This window comes from Streptococcus australis (assembly GCF_901543175.1).
Classification (GTDB): domain Bacteria; phylum Bacillota; class Bacilli; order Lactobacillales; family Streptococcaceae; genus Streptococcus; species Streptococcus australis_A.
Window position 1 is genome coordinate 42,252 of record NZ_LR594040.1, and the last position, 20,707, is coordinate 62,958.

Annotated in this window: 26 protein-coding genes; all 26 read left to right on the top strand. The window is 41.0% G+C overall.

Going from position 1 to position 20,707, the window contains the following annotated elements; all coding sequences use genetic code 11:
• Window positions 1-92: 92 nt before the first annotated feature.
• The 26 genes from FGK98_RS00275 (at window position 93) to radA (ending at window position 20,668) form a co-directional block, all read left to right on the top strand.
• Entirely contained in the window at window positions 93-1,862 is a 1,770-nt protein-coding gene (locus FGK98_RS00275) for a phage minor capsid protein (RefSeq protein WP_084911572.1), read from the top strand.
• Between the two features lie 2 nt (window positions 1,863-1,864).
• Window positions 1,865-2,122, top strand: a complete 258-nt coding sequence (locus FGK98_RS00280) for a peptidase (RefSeq protein ID WP_084911570.1) — start codon at window positions 1,865-1,867, stop codon at window positions 2,120-2,122.
• Window positions 2,123-2,175: 53 nt separating this feature from the next.
• The gene (locus tag FGK98_RS00285) at window positions 2,176-2,439 is read left to right on the top strand and encodes a hypothetical protein (protein ID WP_084911568.1); all 264 of its coding nucleotides are present in this window, start codon (window positions 2,176-2,178) and stop codon (window positions 2,437-2,439) included.
• A gap of 2 nt (window positions 2,440-2,441) precedes the next feature.
• Window positions 2,442-2,693: a DUF6275 family protein gene (locus tag FGK98_RS00290; RefSeq protein WP_084911565.1), complete on the top strand. Its 252-nt coding sequence runs from the start codon at window positions 2,442-2,444 to the stop codon at window positions 2,691-2,693.
• 214 nt (window positions 2,694-2,907) lie between these two features.
• Window positions 2,908-3,492 (top strand): hypothetical protein, encoded by a 585-nt coding sequence (locus FGK98_RS00295; RefSeq protein ID WP_084911563.1) that lies wholly within the window; start codon window positions 2,908-2,910, stop codon window positions 3,490-3,492.
• Window positions 3,493-3,511: 19 nt separating this feature from the next.
• Window positions 3,512-4,411, top strand: coding sequence for a hypothetical protein (locus FGK98_RS00300; protein ID WP_007518769.1), 900 nt, complete (start codon window positions 3,512-3,514; stop codon window positions 4,409-4,411).
• Window positions 4,412-4,429: 18 nt separating this feature from the next.
• Window positions 4,430-4,645, top strand: coding sequence for a hypothetical protein (locus FGK98_RS00305; RefSeq protein ID WP_138099581.1), 216 nt, complete (start codon window positions 4,430-4,432; stop codon window positions 4,643-4,645).
• A 5-nt stretch (window positions 4,646-4,650) separates the two neighbouring features.
• Window positions 4,651-5,025 (top strand): head-tail connector protein, encoded by a 375-nt coding sequence (locus FGK98_RS00310; RefSeq protein WP_138099582.1) that lies wholly within the window; start codon window positions 4,651-4,653, stop codon window positions 5,023-5,025.
• Complete coding sequence (locus FGK98_RS00315) at window positions 5,025-5,363, top strand: hypothetical protein (protein WP_138099583.1); 339 nt, start codon at window positions 5,025-5,027, stop codon at window positions 5,361-5,363. Before FGK98_RS00310 ends, FGK98_RS00315 begins: the two co-directional genes overlap by 1 nt.
• A gap of 4 nt (window positions 5,364-5,367) precedes the next feature.
• Window positions 5,368-5,748 (top strand): hypothetical protein, encoded by a 381-nt coding sequence (locus tag FGK98_RS00320; RefSeq protein ID WP_138099584.1) that lies wholly within the window; start codon window positions 5,368-5,370, stop codon window positions 5,746-5,748.
• A gap of 2 nt (window positions 5,749-5,750) precedes the next feature.
• Window positions 5,751-6,155: a phage tail terminator protein gene (locus FGK98_RS00325; RefSeq protein ID WP_138099585.1), complete on the top strand. Its 405-nt coding sequence runs from the start codon at window positions 5,751-5,753 to the stop codon at window positions 6,153-6,155.
• Entirely contained in the window at window positions 6,155-6,598 is a 444-nt protein-coding gene (locus FGK98_RS00330; protein ID WP_138099586.1) for a phage tail tube protein, read from the top strand. The genes FGK98_RS00325 and FGK98_RS00330 overlap by 1 nt, the downstream gene beginning before the upstream one ends.
• 41 nt (window positions 6,599-6,639) lie before the next feature.
• Window positions 6,640-6,837, top strand: a complete 198-nt coding sequence (locus FGK98_RS00335; RefSeq protein WP_138099587.1) for a hypothetical protein — start codon at window positions 6,640-6,642, stop codon at window positions 6,835-6,837.
• A complete protein-coding gene (locus FGK98_RS00340; protein ID WP_084911549.1) occupies window positions 6,837-7,139 on the top strand; it encodes a hypothetical protein in 303 nt (100 codons plus the stop codon). Before FGK98_RS00335 ends, FGK98_RS00340 begins: the two co-directional genes overlap by 1 nt.
• Before the next feature lie 34 nt (window positions 7,140-7,173).
• Complete coding sequence (locus tag FGK98_RS00345; protein ID WP_239682736.1) at window positions 7,174-7,467, top strand: Gp15 family bacteriophage protein; 294 nt, start codon at window positions 7,174-7,176, stop codon at window positions 7,465-7,467.
• 13 nt (window positions 7,468-7,480) lie between these two features.
• Window positions 7,481-10,657: a hypothetical protein gene (locus FGK98_RS00350; protein WP_138099588.1), complete on the top strand. Its 3,177-nt coding sequence runs from the start codon at window positions 7,481-7,483 to the stop codon at window positions 10,655-10,657.
• 9 nt (window positions 10,658-10,666) lie between these two features.
• The gene (locus FGK98_RS00355; protein ID WP_138099589.1) at window positions 10,667-11,008 is read left to right on the top strand and encodes a hypothetical protein; all 342 of its coding nucleotides are present in this window, start codon (window positions 10,667-10,669) and stop codon (window positions 11,006-11,008) included.
• Window positions 11,009-11,016: 8 nt separating this feature from the next.
• On the top strand, window positions 11,017-13,764 hold the full coding sequence (locus tag FGK98_RS09950) for a collagen-like triple helix repeat-containing protein (protein WP_197733253.1): 2,748 nt from the start codon (window positions 11,017-11,019) through the stop codon (window positions 13,762-13,764).
• A 10-nt stretch (window positions 13,765-13,774) separates the two neighbouring features.
• Window positions 13,775-15,817, top strand: a complete 2,043-nt coding sequence (locus FGK98_RS00370; RefSeq protein WP_138099590.1) for a DUF859 family phage minor structural protein — start codon at window positions 13,775-13,777, stop codon at window positions 15,815-15,817.
• Between the two features lie 9 nt (window positions 15,818-15,826).
• The gene (locus tag FGK98_RS00375; protein WP_007518796.1) at window positions 15,827-16,432 is read left to right on the top strand and encodes a DUF1366 domain-containing protein; all 606 of its coding nucleotides are present in this window, start codon (window positions 15,827-15,829) and stop codon (window positions 16,430-16,432) included.
• An 11-nt stretch (window positions 16,433-16,443) separates the two neighbouring features.
• The gene (locus tag FGK98_RS00380; protein ID WP_001810279.1) at window positions 16,444-16,743 is read left to right on the top strand and encodes a hypothetical protein; all 300 of its coding nucleotides are present in this window, start codon (window positions 16,444-16,446) and stop codon (window positions 16,741-16,743) included.
• Window positions 16,744-16,746: 3 nt separating this feature from the next.
• The gene (locus tag FGK98_RS00385) at window positions 16,747-17,079 is read left to right on the top strand and encodes a phage holin (protein ID WP_007518800.1); all 333 of its coding nucleotides are present in this window, start codon (window positions 16,747-16,749) and stop codon (window positions 17,077-17,079) included.
• Between the two features lie 2 nt (window positions 17,080-17,081).
• Window positions 17,082-18,047, top strand: coding sequence for an N-acetylmuramoyl-L-alanine amidase family protein (locus FGK98_RS00390; RefSeq protein WP_138099591.1), 966 nt, complete (start codon window positions 17,082-17,084; stop codon window positions 18,045-18,047).
• Between the two features lie 285 nt (window positions 18,048-18,332).
• Window positions 18,333-18,776 (top strand): dUTP diphosphatase, encoded by a 444-nt coding sequence (locus tag FGK98_RS00395; protein ID WP_084880021.1) that lies wholly within the window; start codon window positions 18,333-18,335, stop codon window positions 18,774-18,776.
• The gene (locus FGK98_RS00400) at window positions 18,736-19,293 is read left to right on the top strand and encodes a histidine phosphatase family protein (RefSeq protein WP_171011091.1); all 558 of its coding nucleotides are present in this window, start codon (window positions 18,736-18,738) and stop codon (window positions 19,291-19,293) included. Before FGK98_RS00395 ends, FGK98_RS00400 begins: the two co-directional genes overlap by 41 nt.
• A gap of 13 nt (window positions 19,294-19,306) precedes the next feature.
• Window positions 19,307-20,668 carry a DNA repair protein RadA gene (gene radA / locus FGK98_RS00405; RefSeq protein WP_138099593.1) on the top strand — a complete coding sequence of 454 codons (1,362 nt, stop codon included), beginning with the start codon at window positions 19,307-19,309 and terminating at the stop codon, window positions 20,666-20,668.
• Window positions 20,669-20,707: the final 39 nt, after the last annotated feature.

Consider the following 20,707-nt stretch of genomic DNA (forward strand, 5'->3'; position numbering starts at 1 on the left):
GTTGGATATGCTCAACCTCAAAATGCCTAGTAAAACAGCTTTGAAACGACAATTGAGAAGTTTTAAAGCGCAAGGTTTTAAGGTGTACTGCAATGGCTTATGATGTATCTAAAGCATTTGAGCGAATTGAAAACGATCTGCTTGATTCCATGATTAGAAATCTAGGAAGGCATAAGGCAGAGGAAACTGCTGAAGGTTTTGAATGGGAACAATGGCAGGTCGCTCAATTGAAAGAGCTTGAACGATTTAAGCGAGATAATGCCAAAAAATATAGCAAAGAGTTTGCCAATATCAATAGCAAGATTTCCACAGCTATACAAGAAGCCTATAGGCAAGGCATGGATGATGAGGAAATGTCTATCCTGGAAGCTATCAAGAACGGTTTTGAATTTAACAGTGGAAAAGATAATCTAGGGGCTTCATTTTTTGCTATCAACGAACGAAAGTTGAATGCGTTACTTAACTCGGTCGAGCATGATATGAAGACGGCAGAGCATGCTGTATTGCGGTATACAGACGACCAGTACAGGCGCACAATATTTGATGCTCAGGTAGCAGCTAACACAGGAGCTAAGACTTATGAGCAGTCAGTGGATATGGCCACCAAGGATTTTCTAAGTCGGGGTATCACATGCATCCAGTACAGTAACGGGGCCATGGTCAATATCGTATCGTACGCCGATATGGCCATTCGAACAGCAACCAAAAGAGCCTACCTAATGGGTGAGGGAGTCAAGCGCCAGGAGTGGGGGATTCATACTGTTATCTTAAACAAGCGATCGAATGCATGTCCTCTGTGTATGCCTTTTGAAGGTAAAGTATTGATTGATGATGTCTGGTCAGGAGGCAGTGCGGATGATGGTCCATATCCATTGTTAAGTTCTGCAATGGCAGCTGGTTTGTATCACCCTAACTGCAAAGATAAGCATACAACTTATTTCCCTGGGATCAGTAGCGAGCCAGAGAAAATATTTACAAATCAGGAATTGGACGACATCAAGGAAAGACAGTTACTGGACAACAAAGTTCAGCATGCTAAGCGACAGGAGAAACGCTTTAGCAGATTATCGCAGTTCAGTCTCGATGAAGACAATGTTCAGAAGTACACATCAAGGGCGGAAGAATGGTCTAAACTTAAGTCTAATGCAGAAGAAAATCTGAAATACTTTGAAGCAGAAAAAGGATACAAATTATACCAAGAGCTTTCACTCGAAAGTGATAGTGATTACAAGAAATTCATCAATCGTCAGAGATTGCCTAGAGATACTAGTGGCGTAGCTTCGAAGAAGATTGCTGCAGAGACACGACACATGTATATCGATGCGACTCGAAAAAAATTCAAGGGAGGTACAGAGCTTGGACAAGAATTGTTTGCAAGATTAGCCGATCAGTCGGCGATTGCAACTATTGCAGAAACAGGAGTTGTAAGATATGAATCTGGAAAACTCTTCCTGAACATGTATAAGGATGTAGATGACCCTCGCGGACCTGGTACTGGTTATTTCCATGAATTTGGTCACCAAATAGATGAGAAGCTGGGTTGGGAATTCACAAAGGATAAAAAAATACTGCAACTTCTACGTAAAGACTTTATCAATTTATCTGATGATACTATTTTCGATGCAATCCATATCAACGATAAAGCCTCTTCGGCATCTGATATATTGGGAGCGTTGAGTGAAGGTAGAATACAAGGTAAGTATTCGCACTCGCTCGTTTACTGGGAGAAAAAAGGAAATATCGAGAGCGAGTTTTTTGCGCATGTGTTTGAGGCACAATTTGATGATGAACGCAGAGAAATACTTGAAAAAACTTTTCCTGAGAGTTATAATTATGTTATAAATAAACTAAAGGAGAGGTAGTCATGCGGATTATCGAAAGCTATCTACGTGTAGCAGAAAAAGCAGATACATTCAGCGACATCTTTGGATATCGTTTAGTAGCCCCGATTTTTCCTGTAGCGGCTATCTATGGACCACAAGAAGAGAGCGATATCTTTGAAGCGAAACTAGACAAATGTATCAAAGATCAATACGATTATTTTGCAGATGAGTACGGCTATGATTCAGATGAGAAAAGACGTAGACTGCAACGTGAGAAGTATGTATTTTACGATTGTTAATATCACAGAGCGCCGATAAGGTGCTTTTTTTGTACTCAGAAAGGATTGAAAAAATGAAATACAGAAAGAAACCAGTAGTCATTGAGGCGGTTCAGTTCGTAGATACGGAAGAATCAATTTTGAAATTGTCAGAGTTAGGATTGGATCCAGTTCGTGTAGATTATGCTGATTTGAATAATCCAGTTTTAAAGATAGAAACACTTGAAGGATTGATGATTGCAACCGAAGGTGATTATATTATTAAAGGAGTTCAAGGTGAGTTTTATCCATGCAAGCCTGATATTTTTGCAGAAACATACGAAAAAACGGAGGAATAAAAATGTTAGAAAAAGCAAAACAATTGGCATCACAAGAATTTTCGCGCTTATCAGGTCGTGAAATTAAAGCAGAAGACTGCTTTGTAGTTTGGTTTAGCAAGACCCTGCAAAACTGGAAAGTTCTTGTTAGTACGAACGCAATTACATCAAGCGAACCTTGTGGAAATTATGCAGAAATCACGCATAACGGCGACAAGAAAGAGACTTATGTGGATGTTTACGCCAAGGTTTCAAATCGTGCTATTAAAGATTAGGAGGTGATCCAACATCTTGACTGGCAGGAATAGACTGCTATAAATTACTGTAAATTGCTATAAACCGCCTCGAATTCGACGCAGTTTTTCTTATACTCTAACCGTATGGAATCCCGTACGGTTTTCTTTTTGTCCGAAGACTGAAAACTACGTGGAGACACCAGTGACAATAACTGAAATAGGGAGACACCCTTAAAACTGAAAGGAGAACGCTATGTTCAAACGCAAACTATTTTTCCATAATGCAGATACAGGAACCGGCTCTGCAGGTGGACAAGACACATCAAGCCAAACTCAACCAGCTAGCACTCCTGAGATTGACTATGACAAAATCGCTAGCATTGTCGAAGGCAAGCAAAAAGTTGCTGAAGACACCGTGCTAAAAAATTACTTTAAGCAGCAAGGATTGAGCGGCGAAGAAATGGCTCAAGCTATTACTGCTTTTAAGTCGCAGAAAGCTGATGCAACACCAGATGTCGCATCACTACAGCAACAGTTAACGCAGGCACAAGCAAGTGCATTGCAAGCTAATTTAGAGCGAAATCTACAATTAGCAGCAATCGAGGAAGGATTGCCTGTTGGTGTACTACCTTATGTGATGAAATTGGCTGATACATCAACTCTCACACTTGAATCGAAACCAGAAGATTTCAAAGCTATTGTCGCAAAAGTTTTGGAAGACGTTCCTGCACTGAAGCCAAATAAAGAAGAATCAACTGGGTTTCAACAAATCGGATCTACCGGTAAAACACAACAAACTAACCAAACTGATGCCATTGCTGCAGCGTTTGGTCTTTAAGAAAAAGGAGAATTAAATTATGACAGTTTATAACTACGCAGAACAATTCGAACAAGCTTTGCATCAGAAATATGCAAAAGAACTTGCGTCTGTAGATTTGTTTAACTCAAATCCGCAAGTGAAATTTATCAATGCTCAAACAATCAAGTTGCCGAACATCACAGTATCTGGTTACAAAGACCACAATCGTCAAACTATCGGTTTTAATTCTGGAACAATTTCAAACGATTGGGAACCAAAGAAACTCGAACATGATCGCGACATCGAATTTGCAATCGATCCTATGGATGTTGATGAAACAAACCTTGTCGTCTCTATTGCCAATGTCCAAAACACTCTGGAAACTGAACAAGGTATTCCTGAAAAAGATTGCTACGTGTTCTCAAAACTCTACACAGAAGCAGGTAAGTATACTGCTAACGGTGCCACTATCGACACTACAACATTGACTGCAGAAAATATCTTGCAAAAATTTGATGACGCCATGGAAAAAATGGACGAAGCAGGTGTTCCGTCTGAAGGCCGCATTTTGTACGTCACTCCAGCTGTCAACAAACTCTTCAAACAGGCTAAAGACATCCAACGTGTGCTAGGAGTGAATGGTTCAAATGGCGATGTCAAACGCTCTATCTATAGCCTTGATGACGTTAAAATCAAACAAGTGCAATCAGCTCGCATGAAATCACAATACAACTTTACAAATGGTTGTGTCGCAACAGATGAAGCGAAACAAATGAACTTCATCTTAATCCACCCATCTTGTGAAGTTGCTCGTGAAAAATACTCTTACATCAAAGTATTTACGCCAGGGCATGACTCACGTACAGCTGACAACTATTTACTCCAATCTCGCTTCTACATGGATGCATTTTTGATCAAGAATAAAGCAGCTGGTATCTTTATCAACGCGACAGCGTAAGAAAGGATGGTGTAGCATATGGTATTAAAAGCAATTAAAGGCGCTCGCGTCTATGATATCGATGAGTCAGCGATCAATGATTTTGTTGGTCGTGGCTTTGAAGTTTACGAAGACGGTGAATTAAAATATGGTGAATCTGTTGACAAGGTGTCAAAAGAGGAGTACGAAAAAGTTTTGGCTGACTTGAAAAATGCTAATGCTGAAATCAAGAAGCTCAAAGGAGCTAAGGAGTAACAGTCATGTATGCTAGTCCAGATTATTACAAAAAGACGTTTGTTGGTGTGATTTCTGCCGATTCAGAAGTTCTGGCTAGCAAACTTAAATCAGCTTCTGACAAGATTGATATACTTACGTTCAACCGAATCCGTGGCATTGGATTCGACAATTTGACACCATTTCAGCAGGAAGTTATTCGAAAGGCTTGTTGTCAGATTGTTGATTTCGAGGAGGTTAATGCTGATTTGATAGCTACTACAGTTTCAAACTACAGCATTAATGGTGTGTCAATGCAATTTGGATCAAATTGGAATATTGCTACAGAACAAGGTGTTGTTATTTATCGCAAAACCTATGAACTTTTGAAGCAAACAGGATTGACGAGGAGGGTTATTTGATGAAATTTCCACAACTTGTCTTACCTCAATTTTGTCAGACGCCAATCACAGTCACAGTCAACCAAGAGGGAGTTTCTGAAGATGGCGAACCTTTGGAGGCGTTTAGAGAAAATCTAAAATGCAATTATCAGGACGGTGTCAAAACAGTCCTAACCGAACAGAAGAAGCTGGTCCAAATTACTGGGTCAGCTTATTTCGTTGGTGATATTGCACCGTATTTGCCTACATTGAGCGGTGGGACTGCAATTGTATTTGGCATTGCCAGGAAGATTGCCGACAGCCGGAAAGCTAGAAATCCAGATGGGACTGTCAACTATACCTATATCGGATTGGAGTGATGCTATGTTTGCGAAGTCTACAGTAAAGCTAGATTTTGGCACTATCCGCAAACTGGAAAGGGCTCAAATCATAGCACTGGAACAGACTGCTGAATACCTGCATACAGAAGTTGTGCAGGCACAAGTCGTTCCATTTGATAAAGGCGTGTTGCAAGGCGAAGCAATGGCTCCAGACTACTCACGTTCATCCCAAGGTGTAGTAAGCCTGGTACATTCCACTCCTTACGCAAGACGATTGTACTTTCATCCTGAATATCAATTTCAGACGAAAGAAAACCCTCATGCAAAAGGAAAGTGGTTTGAGGATTGGGCTGATGGTGGCAAGAAGTCACACAAAATAAAACAAGCCTACGGGCGACTTTACAAACAAATCACGGGGGTTTAAGCATGATTACATTAGCTGAAGTCCGTGACTGGATTAAAACATTTAATGCAGCTAACAACTACTACATTGGTAAGATCGATAACAAGCAAGAAAACAGTATAGGAATTTACCAACGAAAGACAATCGATGGTCCTCGGGTAGCAATCGGAGGCAGATCACTGGCAAGCTATGATGTCAAATCAATCAGCATCTTAATTCACTGGAACAAGAATGCGAATGAGACTGAGAAGCGTGCTCAGTACCTCTACAATCGTCTATTTGAGGCTGAATCGGTTGTTATCGGTGAAACACCTATTAAGATGATCGCTTTGTTACAGAACGAGCCTGTGGATGTAGGAACAGATGATAATAACGTGTATGAGCGTGTTATCGAGCTTGATTTATATTACGAAAGAGAGGGCAACTAATGGCTCAGAAAACTGGGGTATTCCCCGTATATGAAAACCAGTTCCAAGTAAATAAAGGAACTGCAGGACTTGAATCACTTGTTGATATTGCAGACATGGAATCATTCTCAGTATCATTTGACAATGGTGTTGAAGAATGGAAACCATTTGACCAAAAAGGGTGGACACGTCGTTTGATGACTGCGAAGTCAGTTACAATTTCCGTTTCTGGTAAACGAAATGTAGGTGATGCAGGCAACGACTACATCGCAGGTCTTGCGTTTAAAAATGGTCGTGATTCTGAAGCGGACTTTCAATGGACTTTCCCAGATGGAACCAAAATCAAATTTAAAGACGCGGTTATCAATCTTAAGGACTTTATCTCGGGGGATTCAACTGGTGTTGCACCATTGTCATTTGACGTCATGTCAAATGGTAAACCGGAAGTGGTGCCAGCAGGTTAATTTAGAGGGTTTCGACCCTCTTTTTATTTTAAGGAGGAAATATGGTTGAAGCTGAAGAAACCAACGCAACAGCAACCATAGCTTTTATTGATATCGATACAGGTATCGAATACAAGGCTGGAGATACTGTTGATTTAAGCGGTAAATCCAAAGAGCGAATCGAGGCTATGGCAAGCAAAGAAAATCGAACTGGTCAAGTACTGATCAATATTTTATCTGAAGAAAAGGAAACTGAATAATGTCAAAAGTAATTGATATCACAGAAAAACTCAATTTTGAAGAAAATCCAAAATTGAAAATTAAAGATGCTGAAATTGAAGTCAATACAGATGCAACAACTGTACTGACTCTGATGCAGACTATCGGTGATGAAGAAGGAACTCCATCTGCAAAAAAAATGATGGAAATGTTTGAGCTAATCTTCCCTGAAAATAGTCGCAAAACACTTGATGAAATGCGTTTGAATTTTGCTGATTTAACTACAGTTATTGAAGCAGCAATGACATTGGTCATGGGAGAAGAAGAAGCGGGAGAACAGTGAGCCATACTATGACCTATTTGAGGATTTCGATTTAATCGTCAGTTCTCTCAGGACACAGTATGGCTTATCTGTATACTCTAATGAATTTAAGAATATGAAGTGGAAAGAGTTCAAGGCTCTCTTAGCTGGTTTGTCCGGAGAAACACCGCTTGGTCGAATTGTCCAAATTCGAAGCGAAGATGACCCTAAAATGCTAGAGGTATTTTCAGAAGGACAGCACCGTATTCGCAACGAATGGAGATTGAAACTTGCCAAAGAGAAAACAGAACAAGATTTGACTCAAGTTCTTGAAGAATTAAAACAAGCCTTTGTTGAGATGGCTAAGTAGGAGGTGATAGCTATTGGCACAAACAGTTGGCCAGATTGGTCTTGACCTTGTCGTCAACGACAAACAATTTAAAGGGCAGATGAGTGGCTTGCAAGGAATGGCGACGAAAGCTGCCAAGATGCTTGCAGGAGCATTTGCAATCAAGAAACTTGTTGATTTCGGAGCTCAAGCTATCAAGCTCGGTTCAGATCTCAACGAAGTACAAAACGTTGTTGACGTTGCTTTCCCACGCATGAGCAAGCAAGTTGATGACTTTGCAAAACAAGCTATGTATACCTCTGGGTTATCAGAGACCATGGCAAAACGATACACCGGTACATTCGGTGCGATGACTAAAGCTTTTGGTTTTAACGAACAGAAAGCTTACGAGATGTCAACAGCCTTAACTAGTTTAGCGGGCGATGTGGCATCTTTTTATAATATTAGTCAAGATGAAGCCTACACAAAGCTGAAATCAGTCTTTACTGGTGAAACAGAGACACTTAAAGATTTAGGTGTGGTCATGACTCAATCAGCACTTGATGCCTATGCAATGGCTAACGGCTTTGGAAAGACGACACAAGAAATGTCTGAGGCTGAAAAAGTTGCTTTGCGGTTCGCATTTGTAACAGACAAGCTTTCATTGGCTAGTGGCGACTTCGCTAGGACATCGGATAGTTGGGCTAACCAAGTTAGGATTATGAAGCTACAGTTCGAAAGCTTTATGGCAAGCGTCGGAGTTGGCTTGATTAACATTTTTACCCCTGTTATCAAAGTTATTAACTTTTTGCTCAGCAAATTGCTGACAGTAGGTAATGCTTTTAAAGCATTGACGGAGCTATTTACTGGCAAGAAGTCAATGAAAGGCTCCGGTATCCAAGAGACAGCTGATGCAGTTGGTAATTTAGGAGAGGCTTCTGATGGTGCAGCAGGAGGAGCTGGCAACTTAGGAAAAGCCGCCAAAGGAGCCGGAAAGGCTGCGGATGGAGCTGGTAAAGCAGCTAAGAAAGCTGCTCAAGAAATGAAATCTCTCATGGGATTTGACCAAATCAATAAACTATCTGACTCATCCGATAGCGGAGATGGTGGTGGAGATTCTGGAGGCAGTCCTGGTGGTTCAGGCGGCGGAGGAGGTGGAACACCTAAAGGCGCTGAAGTCGATATGGGGAAAATTGCTGAAGGTGGGAATCAATTAGACGGTCTGTTCGATGGATTATTTAAACGATTGCTTGAACTCGTCAAATTATTTCAGGACGGTTTCAATGCTTCATTTAGATTCGATGGTGTTGAACGCCTTCAGAGTGCTTTAAAAAGAATCGGTGAATTACTGCAAGAGATTTTTACAGATCCAAAAGTTGTGGCTTCATTCCAAACCATGCTTGATAAGATAGCTTATGCTCTAGGGCAGTTTATTGGCTCGATAGGGACTGTTGCTCTCGGGATAGGAGTCTTTATAGCCGAAAGTATAGCTAACGGCTTAGAGCGCCAAAAAGAGCGTATTAAGAGTGCTCTCGTGTCTCTATTTACCAACATAGGAAATGTAGCTGAGGTTGCTGGTAATATCGTTCAAGCTTTCTCAAATGGTTTTTACGATGTCATCACATCTTCTGGCGCTGTTAGAATTGGCAGTGCGATTGTATCTGCGTTTTTAAGTGCTGGTAGCACAGTAATCGAATTAGGCAGTAAGATAGCAGGAGATTTTGCTAAAGGAATTGAAAAAGCAATAGTTCCGAATGTTCCACAGTTAGTAAAAGCCTGGACAGGATTATTAGATGGCATCGCTCCTGTTTTTGAAAGTTTAGAATCACTGGTAGATGATGTTAGTGATGCGTTGAAACGTGTGTACGATGACAAAGCAAAACCATTTATTGACTCTTTGACAAGTGGTTTTGGTCAGTTGATGAAAAGCTTTTTGGATGGGTGGAATACTTACCTCAATCCAGTTCTATCAAAATTAGGCGAAAAGTTTTCGGAAGTTTATGACGCTCATGTAAAACCAGCTATCGATAATCTCTCTATGCTTTTAGGTAGTTTTTTTGATTTTTTCAAAGCTGCTTGGGAAGACTTTGTTTCGAATGTAGATGTCGAAAAATTCATGGAGATTCTTAGTGGATTGGTAGAAGTTGTCGGTACAACGTTGATCAATGCTATTGCGGCACTCTCTGATATTATCAGTGGTCTTGCTCAAGCTCTATCTGGTTTGATTGATTTTGTAACGGGTGTTTTTACAGGTGATTGGGATTTAGCTTGGAACGGAATTAAAAATCTATTTTCCGGTATTATCAAATCTCTCTTGGCCGCGCTTGGAATTGACATCGATTCGATGATTGCAGAGTTCACCCGTTGGTGGGAATCTGTTAAGACCATTTTTGCACCTGTTGTTCAATGGTTCAAGGATAAGTTTAAACAAGCTTGGGATGCCATTGTTGCTATCTTTACCGGTATTGGTTCCTGGTTTTCTCAACGCTACAATGAGTTAAAAAGCAATCTTGCTTCTATTCCTGATTGGTTCAAAGACAAATTCCGCAGCGCGTGGGCAGGTTTAACAGGTATCTTCAATCCTATTGCAAGTTGGTTTGCAGGGAAGTGGAGTAATATTCAATCTGCTCTTGCTAGCATACCAGGGTGGTTTTCTTCAAAATTCCGCGAAGCATATAACAATGTCAAGAATGCATTTTCGGGCATTATCGGGTTCTTTAGCGGACTTTGGGGGCAAATACGCTCAACGTTTACTCATGTTGGAACCATGGTTGGAAGCGCCATTGGCGGTGCTGTACGTAGCGTTATTAACGGGGTACTTGGCACGGTAGAAAGCACAATCAATAGTGGTATCAGCTTACTCAATGGCGCTATTAGCGTGATTAATAAATTACCTGGTGTAAATATCGGTGGATTTAGTTACATTGGACTACCTCGACTTGCTCAAGGTGGCTTTGTTAAGGCCAATACACCACAAATTGCCATGATTGGTGACAACAAGCATTACGGTGAGATTGTTGCTCCGGAAAATAAAATGCTTGAAATGGCACGTCGTGCAGCGGAATTGTCAAATAATGGCGGTGGACCAGAAGTTCTAGCCTTACTGACACAGTTGTTACAAGCGGTTCGTGCTCTTGATTTGACAATTGATGGTGATAAAATCACCAAGAAGATTGTAGATAAAATCAATGAAATTGCAATTAAAACAGGGGAATCCCCCCTCATGATTTAGGAGGTATGCATGAGTGAAATATCAGTAGGTGGAGTAGCTCTTGCTTCTCCAGTTGAAATCAGTATCAATAATGAGATTATCTGGTCATCTTCCACAGGGCGTAGTGCTAGTGGATTGATGACGGGTGACGTCATTGCAGAAAAACGTACATTCTCCATCAAATGGGGAATTATCACAGAATCAGAAAGAAATCTTATCAAGTCTAAATTGGTGGCAGGATTTTTTACTGCAAACATTTTAGGACAGTCTATCACTGGTTACCGTGGAACTATCACAGAGACAGTAATGGGGCGCCTAAGTGACGGTGTGACCTATTACAACGGCTTATCTGTATCTATTATCGAGCAGTAGGAGGAATTATGCTAGAAGTAACATCAGATTATATCAAAGCAATAGAGAACCATCTACGCGTGTTTGAGGCTAACTTTGACTTAAATGGTAAGAGATACACAAAAACCAAAATTGCATCAGCTACTTACGACAGTTCCATCGGTAATAGTAATGATTTTACAATTGGTGGTGGGTACATCAATAGTCTAGAAATTGAAATTAAAGAGATTATTGAAGGTCTGCAAGAAATGATGCCGGCAACAATGTCGGTAGCAATTGCGGGTAAAACCGTCCCACTTGGCAAGTTTTTTGTTACCGAGGTCAAGCTAGATCGTAATGATAAAAAGACCAAAATTAAGCTACAGGACGAGTTTGTTAGATTGTCTGGTGCTTATGATAGTCAGCTTACTTATCCAGCTTATACAAGGGATATTTTATCAGAAATCGTGAGATTGACAGGTATCACGACAGATACTAATATCCAATTAGTAAATGATCAAGTTGCGAAGAAACTAGAAAAAACAAGTTATCGTGAGGCGTTAGTTTATTTAGCGCAATTATCAGGAAGTTTCGTCAGATTTAATCGTAATGGGAAGCTTGATTTTATCAAGCTAAAGACAACATCAAGACATATCACAAAAGATATGTATAAGCCAGGTGGATTAGAACGTGACGAGATACCTTACAGGTTGAAAGGTATTGAGTGTAAGTCTGCTGATAAGGTTGTGTATAAATCAGGATTGTCCACAGGTAATATCATGAAGTTAAAAAATCCATGGGTTACACAAGAAATTCTGGATCGTGTCTTCAATGAATACCGTGATTTTAACTTTTATCCATATACATTGTCCTGGCGTGGTGATATGGCCATGGAATCCGGTGACTGGGTTACAGTACACTGGGATGAAAATATCTATTTTGATATTCCAATGCTGTCCTACAAACTTTCGTTTGATGGTGGTTTATCTGCCCATAGTAGTGGAAATGCTGCTGGAGCTGCACAAAGTACTTATAAATATAAGGGGTCCATGCAACGTCAAATAGAGTATTTGGACGAACTTATCACTAAACAAGGTAGTATGTACCTTGATACATCAAGCCCTACCAAACCAAAAAATGGAGATATATGGTTTAAACCTAATGGTGGTTATGTTGAAATGTGGGAGCGTGTAGAAGGTTCGTGGGTTAAAAAAGCAGACAGCGCTAATGTCGGAGAAATTGTCAATACGATAACCACGGATGAATTGCTAGCAAAAAAAGTCTCTGCAGCAATTGGTAATTACATTACGTTAAATGCCAAAAATATAACTGCTGGAGATCTGGATTTAGCACGTTTGCGAATCATGAATGGTTTGCAAGAGATTGTTTCCGTACGTGACGGCAAAGTTGTGATGAATATTGATAATCTCACAATAAACTCTAAAGACGTAGCAACGAAAGAAGATCTAAAAAAAATTGAACTGACTCCTGGACCAAAAGGGGAACGTGGGCAACAGGGGGTGCCTGGTGTCCAAGGTTTGCAAGGCCCGAAAGGCGACCAAGGTATCCCAGGAAAAACTGGAGCTGACGGACGCACTCCATACTTGCATAGAGCTTGGGCTAATTCTGCTGACGGTCGTGATGGTTTTAGTACAACAGATAGCACAAATAAGCGCTATTTAGGTACTTACACTGATTTCACTGAGGCAGACAGTCAGAATCCTGCACAGTATAAGTGGACCGCTCTCTTTGAGAATGTAGAGATTGGTGGAAGAAATCTCTTTCTTAATTCACTATTCAAACGTAGTCTAAGAGAACGATACTCAACTTACTTTTTAGATGATAGTCAGGAGCAAACGCAAGGACAGCTCACTTTGAGCATAGATACTAATATCAAATTCAGAGGAGCTAATACTTTAAAAATTGTATCTACTTATAACGGTAAGGCGACTAATCAAAAAGTTACGTTTAGAACCGGTGGGGATACACGTTTGGGCACCGTTGACGAGATGAAAAATAAAGCTGTTAGGTTTAGTTTTTGGGCAAAATCTACTGTCAATAATACGAATTTTCAAGCTAGGGCAGGATATCGGAACGCCGTGGAAGGTGTCTCGTTGACCACCGATTGGAAATTTTATGACATTGAGTTAACGAAAAAAGAAAACTCAAATGCAACTAATGAGCTGATTTTACACATATTTACCGCTGCTACTGTTTGGATTGCCTTTCCAAAAGTAGAGGTAGGAACAGTCTCTACAGACTTTTCAGAAGCTACTGAAGATATCCAGAATGACATCAACTCCAAGGCTGACCAATCACTGACTCAAGAGCAATTAAATGCTCTAGCTGAAAAAGCTCAACTTCATGATGTAGAATTAAAAGCTAAAGCGACAATGGATCAGTTCAGTGATTTAGAAAAAGCCTATAATGCTTTTGTAAAATCAAATGCAGAAAGCCAAAAAAAATCTGAATCTGATTTAATCGAAGCGGGCAGAAGAATTGAGTTTTTATCAATAGAATTTGGTGGCTTGAAGGAGATGAAAAAGTTCATCGATACCTATATGAGCGCTTCAAATGAGGGGCTCATCATTGGAAAGAACGATGCTAGTTCATCAATCAAAGTCAGTCATGATAGGATTTCTATGTTTTCTGCAGGTAAGGAAGTAATGTATATTTCGCAAGGTGTGATTCATATCGACAACGGTATTTTCACCGCGTCAGTTCAAATCGGACGCTTTAGAACAGAACAGTATTATCTTGACAAAGATGTGAATGTTATTCGATATGTAGGAGGTTAAAAAGAGGAAAATGACTAAATTTATCAATTCTAGTGGCCCATTGCATTTGAACCTTTACGTCGAACAAGTTAGTCAGGACATTACTAATAACTCTTCGAAAGTAAGGTGGCGGGCTACTATCGACCGCGATGGAGCTTATAGAACATGGACTTATGGAAATATCAGTAACCTTTCTGTCTGGTTAAATGGCGCAAGTGTTCATAGCAGTCACCCGGATTACGATACGTCCGGAGAAGAGGTAACGCTCGCAAGTGGAGAGGTTACAATCCCTCATGACAGTGACGGGACAAAGACTATGTCTGTCTGGGCATCTTTTGACCCCAATAACGGAGTTCATGGCAACATTACAATTTCGACGAATTATACATTCGACAAAATTTCTAGGTCTTCACAAATTTCAAGCTTAGAAGGAAATCGAAATTTAGGCTCACTTCATACCGTTATATTCAATCGAAAAGTTAACTCGTTTACTCATCAAGTCTGGTATAGAGTTTTTGGAAGCGAATGGATTGACCTAGGGAAGAACCATGGGACAAGTGTATCCTTTACCCCATCTTTAGATCTTGCTCGACACTTACCTAAATCTAGTTCCGGGCTAATGGACATCTGTGTTCGAACATATAATGGGTCTACCCAAATTGGAAGCGATGTGTACTCTAATGGCTGGCACTTTAAAATCCCAGACAGTGTAAAACCTACCTTCACAGGTCTTTCATTAACTGACATGAATACGGTCGCAAGACGGCTTTTGGGTGGAAATGATTTTTTACAAATCATTTCAGATATCCAAGTAAACTTCAACAATGCGTCTGGCGCATATGGTTCTACCATAACTGGATATCGAGCTGAAATTGTTAATAGAAAAATGGTCGTAACTAAAAACGGTGGTAGTTTTGGTATCATGAACTTTAGCGGTTTGGCAACCATTCGAGCTTATGTTGTCGATAGTCGGGGCAAACAATCAGATACTAAAGATATTACTATCAACGTGATCGAGTATTATGCCCCTTCCTTTAGTTTTTCCGCGCTTAGAACTAGAGGCAATCCAAATACATTGCAAGTGTTAAGAAATGCCCGAATAGCTCCTATAATGCAGTCAGGAAAGCAAAGGAATGTAATGTCCTTAACTTTCAAAGTTGCTCAGATAGGTAATGAGAATTTCACGGATGATAATGGTAGTGCATCTGGTAATTTTACAAGTGTTCATACATTGACTAACTCAGCTGCTAACATGGCGGGGAATTATCCATCGAATAAATCCTTTGTGATTATTGGTAAGCTTGAGGACAAGTTTACAAGCGTTGAATTTTCAGCTACTGTTGCAACTGAAAGCGTAGTAATGTCCTATGATAAGAACGGACGTATAGGCATTGGTAAGGTTGCAGAATTTGGGAAACCAGGCTCATTAGATGTTCTAGGCGATATCTACTCGAATAACAAGCCAATTCAGCAGTATCAGCTGACTAATGCTTATGGTGGCTTAAGTAGAGGTAGCGCTCAATGGGATGATGTTTGGAATAAGCAGGCGACAGAATTTGGTTGGAGAAATGGAAAATACGCAGATAACCCTACTGGTAATGATTGGGGACTATTTCAAAACTATTGGCTTGATAGTTGGAAAGGCGTTCAATTTTTCACTGGGGTAACATCAAATAGGTTTTTCTTTAGGACCTACAACAATGCCAATAAATGGGCTCCAACGCAATGGAAAGAGATTGCTACCAAAGATGACATTCAGAGCACACCTTGGCAAAATGCCAACCTACAAAATGGGTGGCGCCATCATCCTGAGTATGAAAAAGTGCAGTTTTCAAAAACGTTCGACGGGATTGTTTATTTAAAAGGGACTTGTAGAGGCGGAAAGACTACCCGTGAGTCAATTATCTTTACTTTGCCTGAAAATTTCAGACCATCCACAACGCTATTCAAAACCGCTTTAAACAATGACTATGGCCCTGCCGTTGTCGGGATTTATCCAGGAGGTAACGTAGTCGTCAAGGGTAACGTTGACGCCACTTGGCTCAACTTTGATAATGTATCTTTCAAAATTTAAGGAGGAACTATGAAATTAGAGTACGGGACAAAGTCCCAAGAATTTGACGCAAGCGGCAAAGAATTCGCTACAAAGGTCACACTTGTTAATTCAGATGGTGCTATCGTACCTATCATGCTACCGGCTGATAAAATCAGCTTGTCCAATACTGAGCTTTTTGAGTTAGCTCTGGAGGCCCTTTATCAAGAGAATTTCCCAAACCGTGCTGAAAATGAAAAATTCAACAAGGTAAATGAGCAAATCCAGAAAAGCCAAGAGAATGTGGCAAAGGTAGAACAGGCTGCAACTGATAACAAGGAAAATCTGGATGCAGTATCAGCTATCACTGAAGTTCTCATCGCTTTAGCCATCTCTCAAAACGGAGGTATGCCTACTTATGCTTACAACAAAGTGGCTGAGTTCATCAAACCGCTTGTTAAAAGTACACGGTATGGAAACGGCGATATCGTCGCTATGCCATATCCGTTTGACACCAATCCGAAATGGCCAAAAGGAACCAAGACTATTTTCAAGTTCCAAATGCAAGCCACAGAGGGCTACACTTGGAAAGAACAGGCTCTTGCTGAGATGCTTCAGCAAGGTGTGCTGACCGTGGTCATGCCACGTATTGAGTAAAAGGAGGTTATATGCCAATTGAAGAAGCTGAAAAAATCGCTCAAAGTCAGGTAGCTTGGGCGATTTTGTTTATCTTACTTTTCTTTATTATCATTCGATATCTTATCAAGACTTCGGACAAGCGAGAGAAGAAGATTATGGATTTGCACGAGCAATCAAAGGCCGACTCTAACAGACGAGAAGAGCGTTTGATGACTCACCTGGAAAAAACTACTACAGAATTAACCACAATCACTCACGCGGTCGGAGATATTCAAAAAGAAATGGTCCGCATGAACGATCGCATGGAAGAAATCGAAAAAGGAGAATAACACATGCAACAAATTACTGAAATCATTATCGCTTCAGCTACTGGAATCTTGACTGTTTTGGCTGGTATCGCGGTCAAATCGATTAAGGATTTTTTGATTAAAAAAGGCGGTGAAAAGACCATCAAGATTGTCGAAATCCTTGCTAAGAACGCGGTCAACGCTGTGGAGCAAGTAGCTCAAGAGACAGGCTTCAAGGGCGAGGAAAAGCTGGAACAAGCCCGTACGAAAATCCGTGCTGAACTCAATAAGTACAATATCAGCATGACTGATAAGGACTTGGATACATTCGTTGAGTCAGCAGTCAAACAGATGAATGATGCGTGGAAAGGGGAATAATAATGGATATTGATACAAGTAGACTAAGAACTGACTTACCGCAAGTTGGAGAACAACCCTATCGTCAGATTCACGCCCATTCAACGGGTAATCCAAATTCAACTGCCCAAAATGAAGCAGACTACCACATGCGTCGTCCTGTTGATTCAGGCTTTTTCTCGCACGTTGTCGGCAACGGCCGTGTGATGCAGACCTGGTACACAGATATGGGAGCCTACGATGTAGGAGGTGGCTGGAACGTTGAAGGCTATGGACAAGTAGAATTGATTGAAAGTCATAGCACAAAAGAAGAGTTTATGCGCGATTACAAGCTCTATGTTGAACTACTGCGCAACCTTGCTGATGAAGCAGGCATCCCTAAAACTCTTGACTCTGATAGCCTTGCAGGCATCAAGACACATCAGTATTGTACATACAATCAACCTCGAAACTACTCTGACCATGTGGATCCATACCCTTACTTGGCAAAATGGGGCATTAGCCATGAGCAATTCAAGAAAGATATTGAAGGTGGTCTATCTGAAGCTGGCTGGAAACGTAATGAAACCGGCTGGTGGTGGGAAGAGTCAGATGGCTCTTATCCGACAAAACGCTGGAAGAAAATCAATAATGAGTGGTTCTACTTTGATGAACGTGGATACTGCCTAATCAACCGTTGGTTCAACGATGGTAAAGACTGGTTCTATCTTGATAAGCGTGGGGCAATGGTCACAGGCTGGATGTTCCTCAACCATCGCTGGTACTTCTTCAAATCAGACGGGCGCATGGCCACTGGTTGGGTGAAATACCGTGAAACCTGGTATTTCATGGAAGAAAAAGATGGCTATATGCTATCTAAGCAATTCATAAAATCTGGTGATGGCTGGTACTATTTGAAAGCCAACGGTGAACTTCACACAGATCCAGCTTTCAAAACCGAACCAGACGGGCTTATCACTATAATTGACAAACCAAAAGAAGAAAAATAAAAAAACAGAAAGAATTTCAAAATAGATTACACTAGACCGCAGGCTAAGGCTTGCGGTTTTTTTGTTTGCAAAAAGGGGCAAAAAAGGGGCAAAAATGTCGTAAACCTCTGTAAAATGATGCAAAAAATCAACTTTGCCCTCGCTTTAAAGCTCTAAATTTCAACGTATTGTGAAACAGTGTAAATTATCGTATCGCCTATAACTGTTGTGTGCTCTTTTTTCGTGCTTTTTTCGAATAAATAAGATAAAATAGCCTAGAATAAATGATTATAGAAAAGAGAAAATATGAAAATTCGTGGTTTTGAATTGGTTTCGAGTTTTACAGATGAAAATTTATTGCCGAAGCGTGAGACAGCTCATGCAGCTGGCTATGACTTAAAGGTTGCGGAACGCACTGTGATTGCTCCGGGAGAGATTGTTCTCGTCCCAACAGGAGTAAAGGCTTATATGCAGCCGACAGAAGTTCTCTATCTTTATGATCGTTCTTCAAATCCTCGTAAGAAGGGTTTGGTTTTGATTAACTCCGTTGGGGTCATTGATGGGGATTATTATGGAAATCCTGGGAATGAAGGCCATATCTTTGCTCAGATGAAAAACATTACTGAACAGGAAGTCGTCCTCGAAGTTGGAGAACGTGTGGTTCAGGCTGTCTTTGCACCATTTTTGATTGCAGATGGAGATGAGGCAGATGGCGTGCGAACTGGTGGATTTGGATCGACTGGACACTAGGATGGAAATCATCTTTGTACGTCACGGGGAGCCAGATTACCGTGAGTTAGAGGAACGTTCTTATACAGGTTTTGGGATGGATTTAGCACCTTTATCTAAGGAAGGACGGCAACAAGCTCAGGAACTTTGCCAAAATCCTTTGCTTGGCTCAGCTGATATACTGGTGTCTTCTGCAGTGACGCGAGCATTAGAAACGGCTTTTTATGTATCTTGTGCTACAGGCCTTTCCTTGAGGGTAGAGCCTTTGTTACACGAATGGCAGGTTTATGAAACAGGTATAGAGAACTTTGAAAGAGCTAGATGTCTGTTTTTAGAAAACAAGGGGGAGTTGCTTCCTAATAGTCCTATTCAGTATGAGACAGCTGCGGAAATGAAGTCTCGATTTCTAGAATCTATGGCTAAGTATCGAGAACATCAGACTGTAGTTGTTATAGCTCATCGTATGCTAATACGTCAGTTTGTGCCAAATGAGAAGATTGATTTTTGCCAAGTAATTGAGTGTGAGGTAGAAATTTAGAAAGAGGTTTATTATCGCAAAGAAAAAAGCGACATTTGTGTGTCAAAATTGTGAATATAATTCACCTAAGTATCTAGGACGTTGTCCCAACTGTGGGTCTTGGTCTTCTTTTATAGAAGAAATCGAGGTTGCAGAGGTTAAGAATGCGCGTGTGTCCTTGACAGGTGAAAAAACCAAGCCTATGAAACTGGCTGAGGTGACTTCAATCAACGTCAATCGAACCAAGACGGAGATGGAGGAATTCAACCGTGTACTTGGAGGTGGAGTGGTACCAGGGAGTCTCGTCCTTATCGGTGGGGATCCAGGAATCGGGAAATCAACCCTTCTCCTACAAGTTTCAACCCAGCTGTCTCAAGTGGGTACGGTTCTCTATGTCAGTGGGGAGGAGTCTGCCCAGCAGATTAAACTCCGTGCAGAGCGCTTGGGGGATATTGATAGCGAGTTTTATCTCTACGCAGAGACCAATATGCAGAGTGTTCGTGCAGAAGTAGAAAGAATTCAGCCAGACTTTCTCATCATTGACTCCATCCAGACTATCATGTCTCCTGAGATTTCAGGGGTACAAGGATCGGTGTCTCAGGTGCGAGAGGTGACAGCTGAGCTCATGCAGCTGGCAAAGACTAATAACATTGCCATCTTTATCGTAGGGCATGTGACCAAGGAGGGCACTCTGGCTGGTCCTCGTATGTTGGAGCATATGGTGGATACGGTACTTTACTTTGAAGGGGAACGTCACCATACCTTTCGTATCTTGAGAGCAGTCAAAAACCGTTTTGGCTCCACTAATGAGATTGGGATTTTTGAGATGCAGTCGGGCGGATTGGTTGAGGTGCTCAATCCGAGTCAAGTTTTCCTAGAGGAGCGTTTGGATGGGGCTACTGGCTCGTCAATTGTTGTGACCATGGAAGGGACCCGTCCGATTTTGGCGGAGGTTCAGGCTTTGGTAACACCAACCATGTTTGGAAATGCTAAACGCACGACGACAGGACTTGATTTCAATCGTGCAAGTCTGATTATGGCTGTTTTGGAAAAACGAGCAGGGCTTCTCTTGCAAAATCAGGATGCCTATCTCAAATCTGCTGGTGGTGTCAAATTAGATGAGCCTGCTATTGATTTAGCCGTTGCAGTGGCTATTGCCTCTAGTTACAAGGACAAGCCAACCAATCCTCAGGAATGCTTTGTAGGAGAGTTAGGTTTGACTGGAGAAATTCGACGCGTGAATCGTATCGAACAGCGCATCAATGAAGCTGCTAAACTGGGTTTTACTAAGATTTATGTACCTAAGAATTCCTTGACAGGCATTACTCCACCTAAGGAAATCCAGGTAATCGGAGTGACGACTATTCAGGAAGTTTTGAAAATGGTCTTTGCTTAAACTGTGACAAATCCTCTCAAAAATGATAAGATAGGAGAA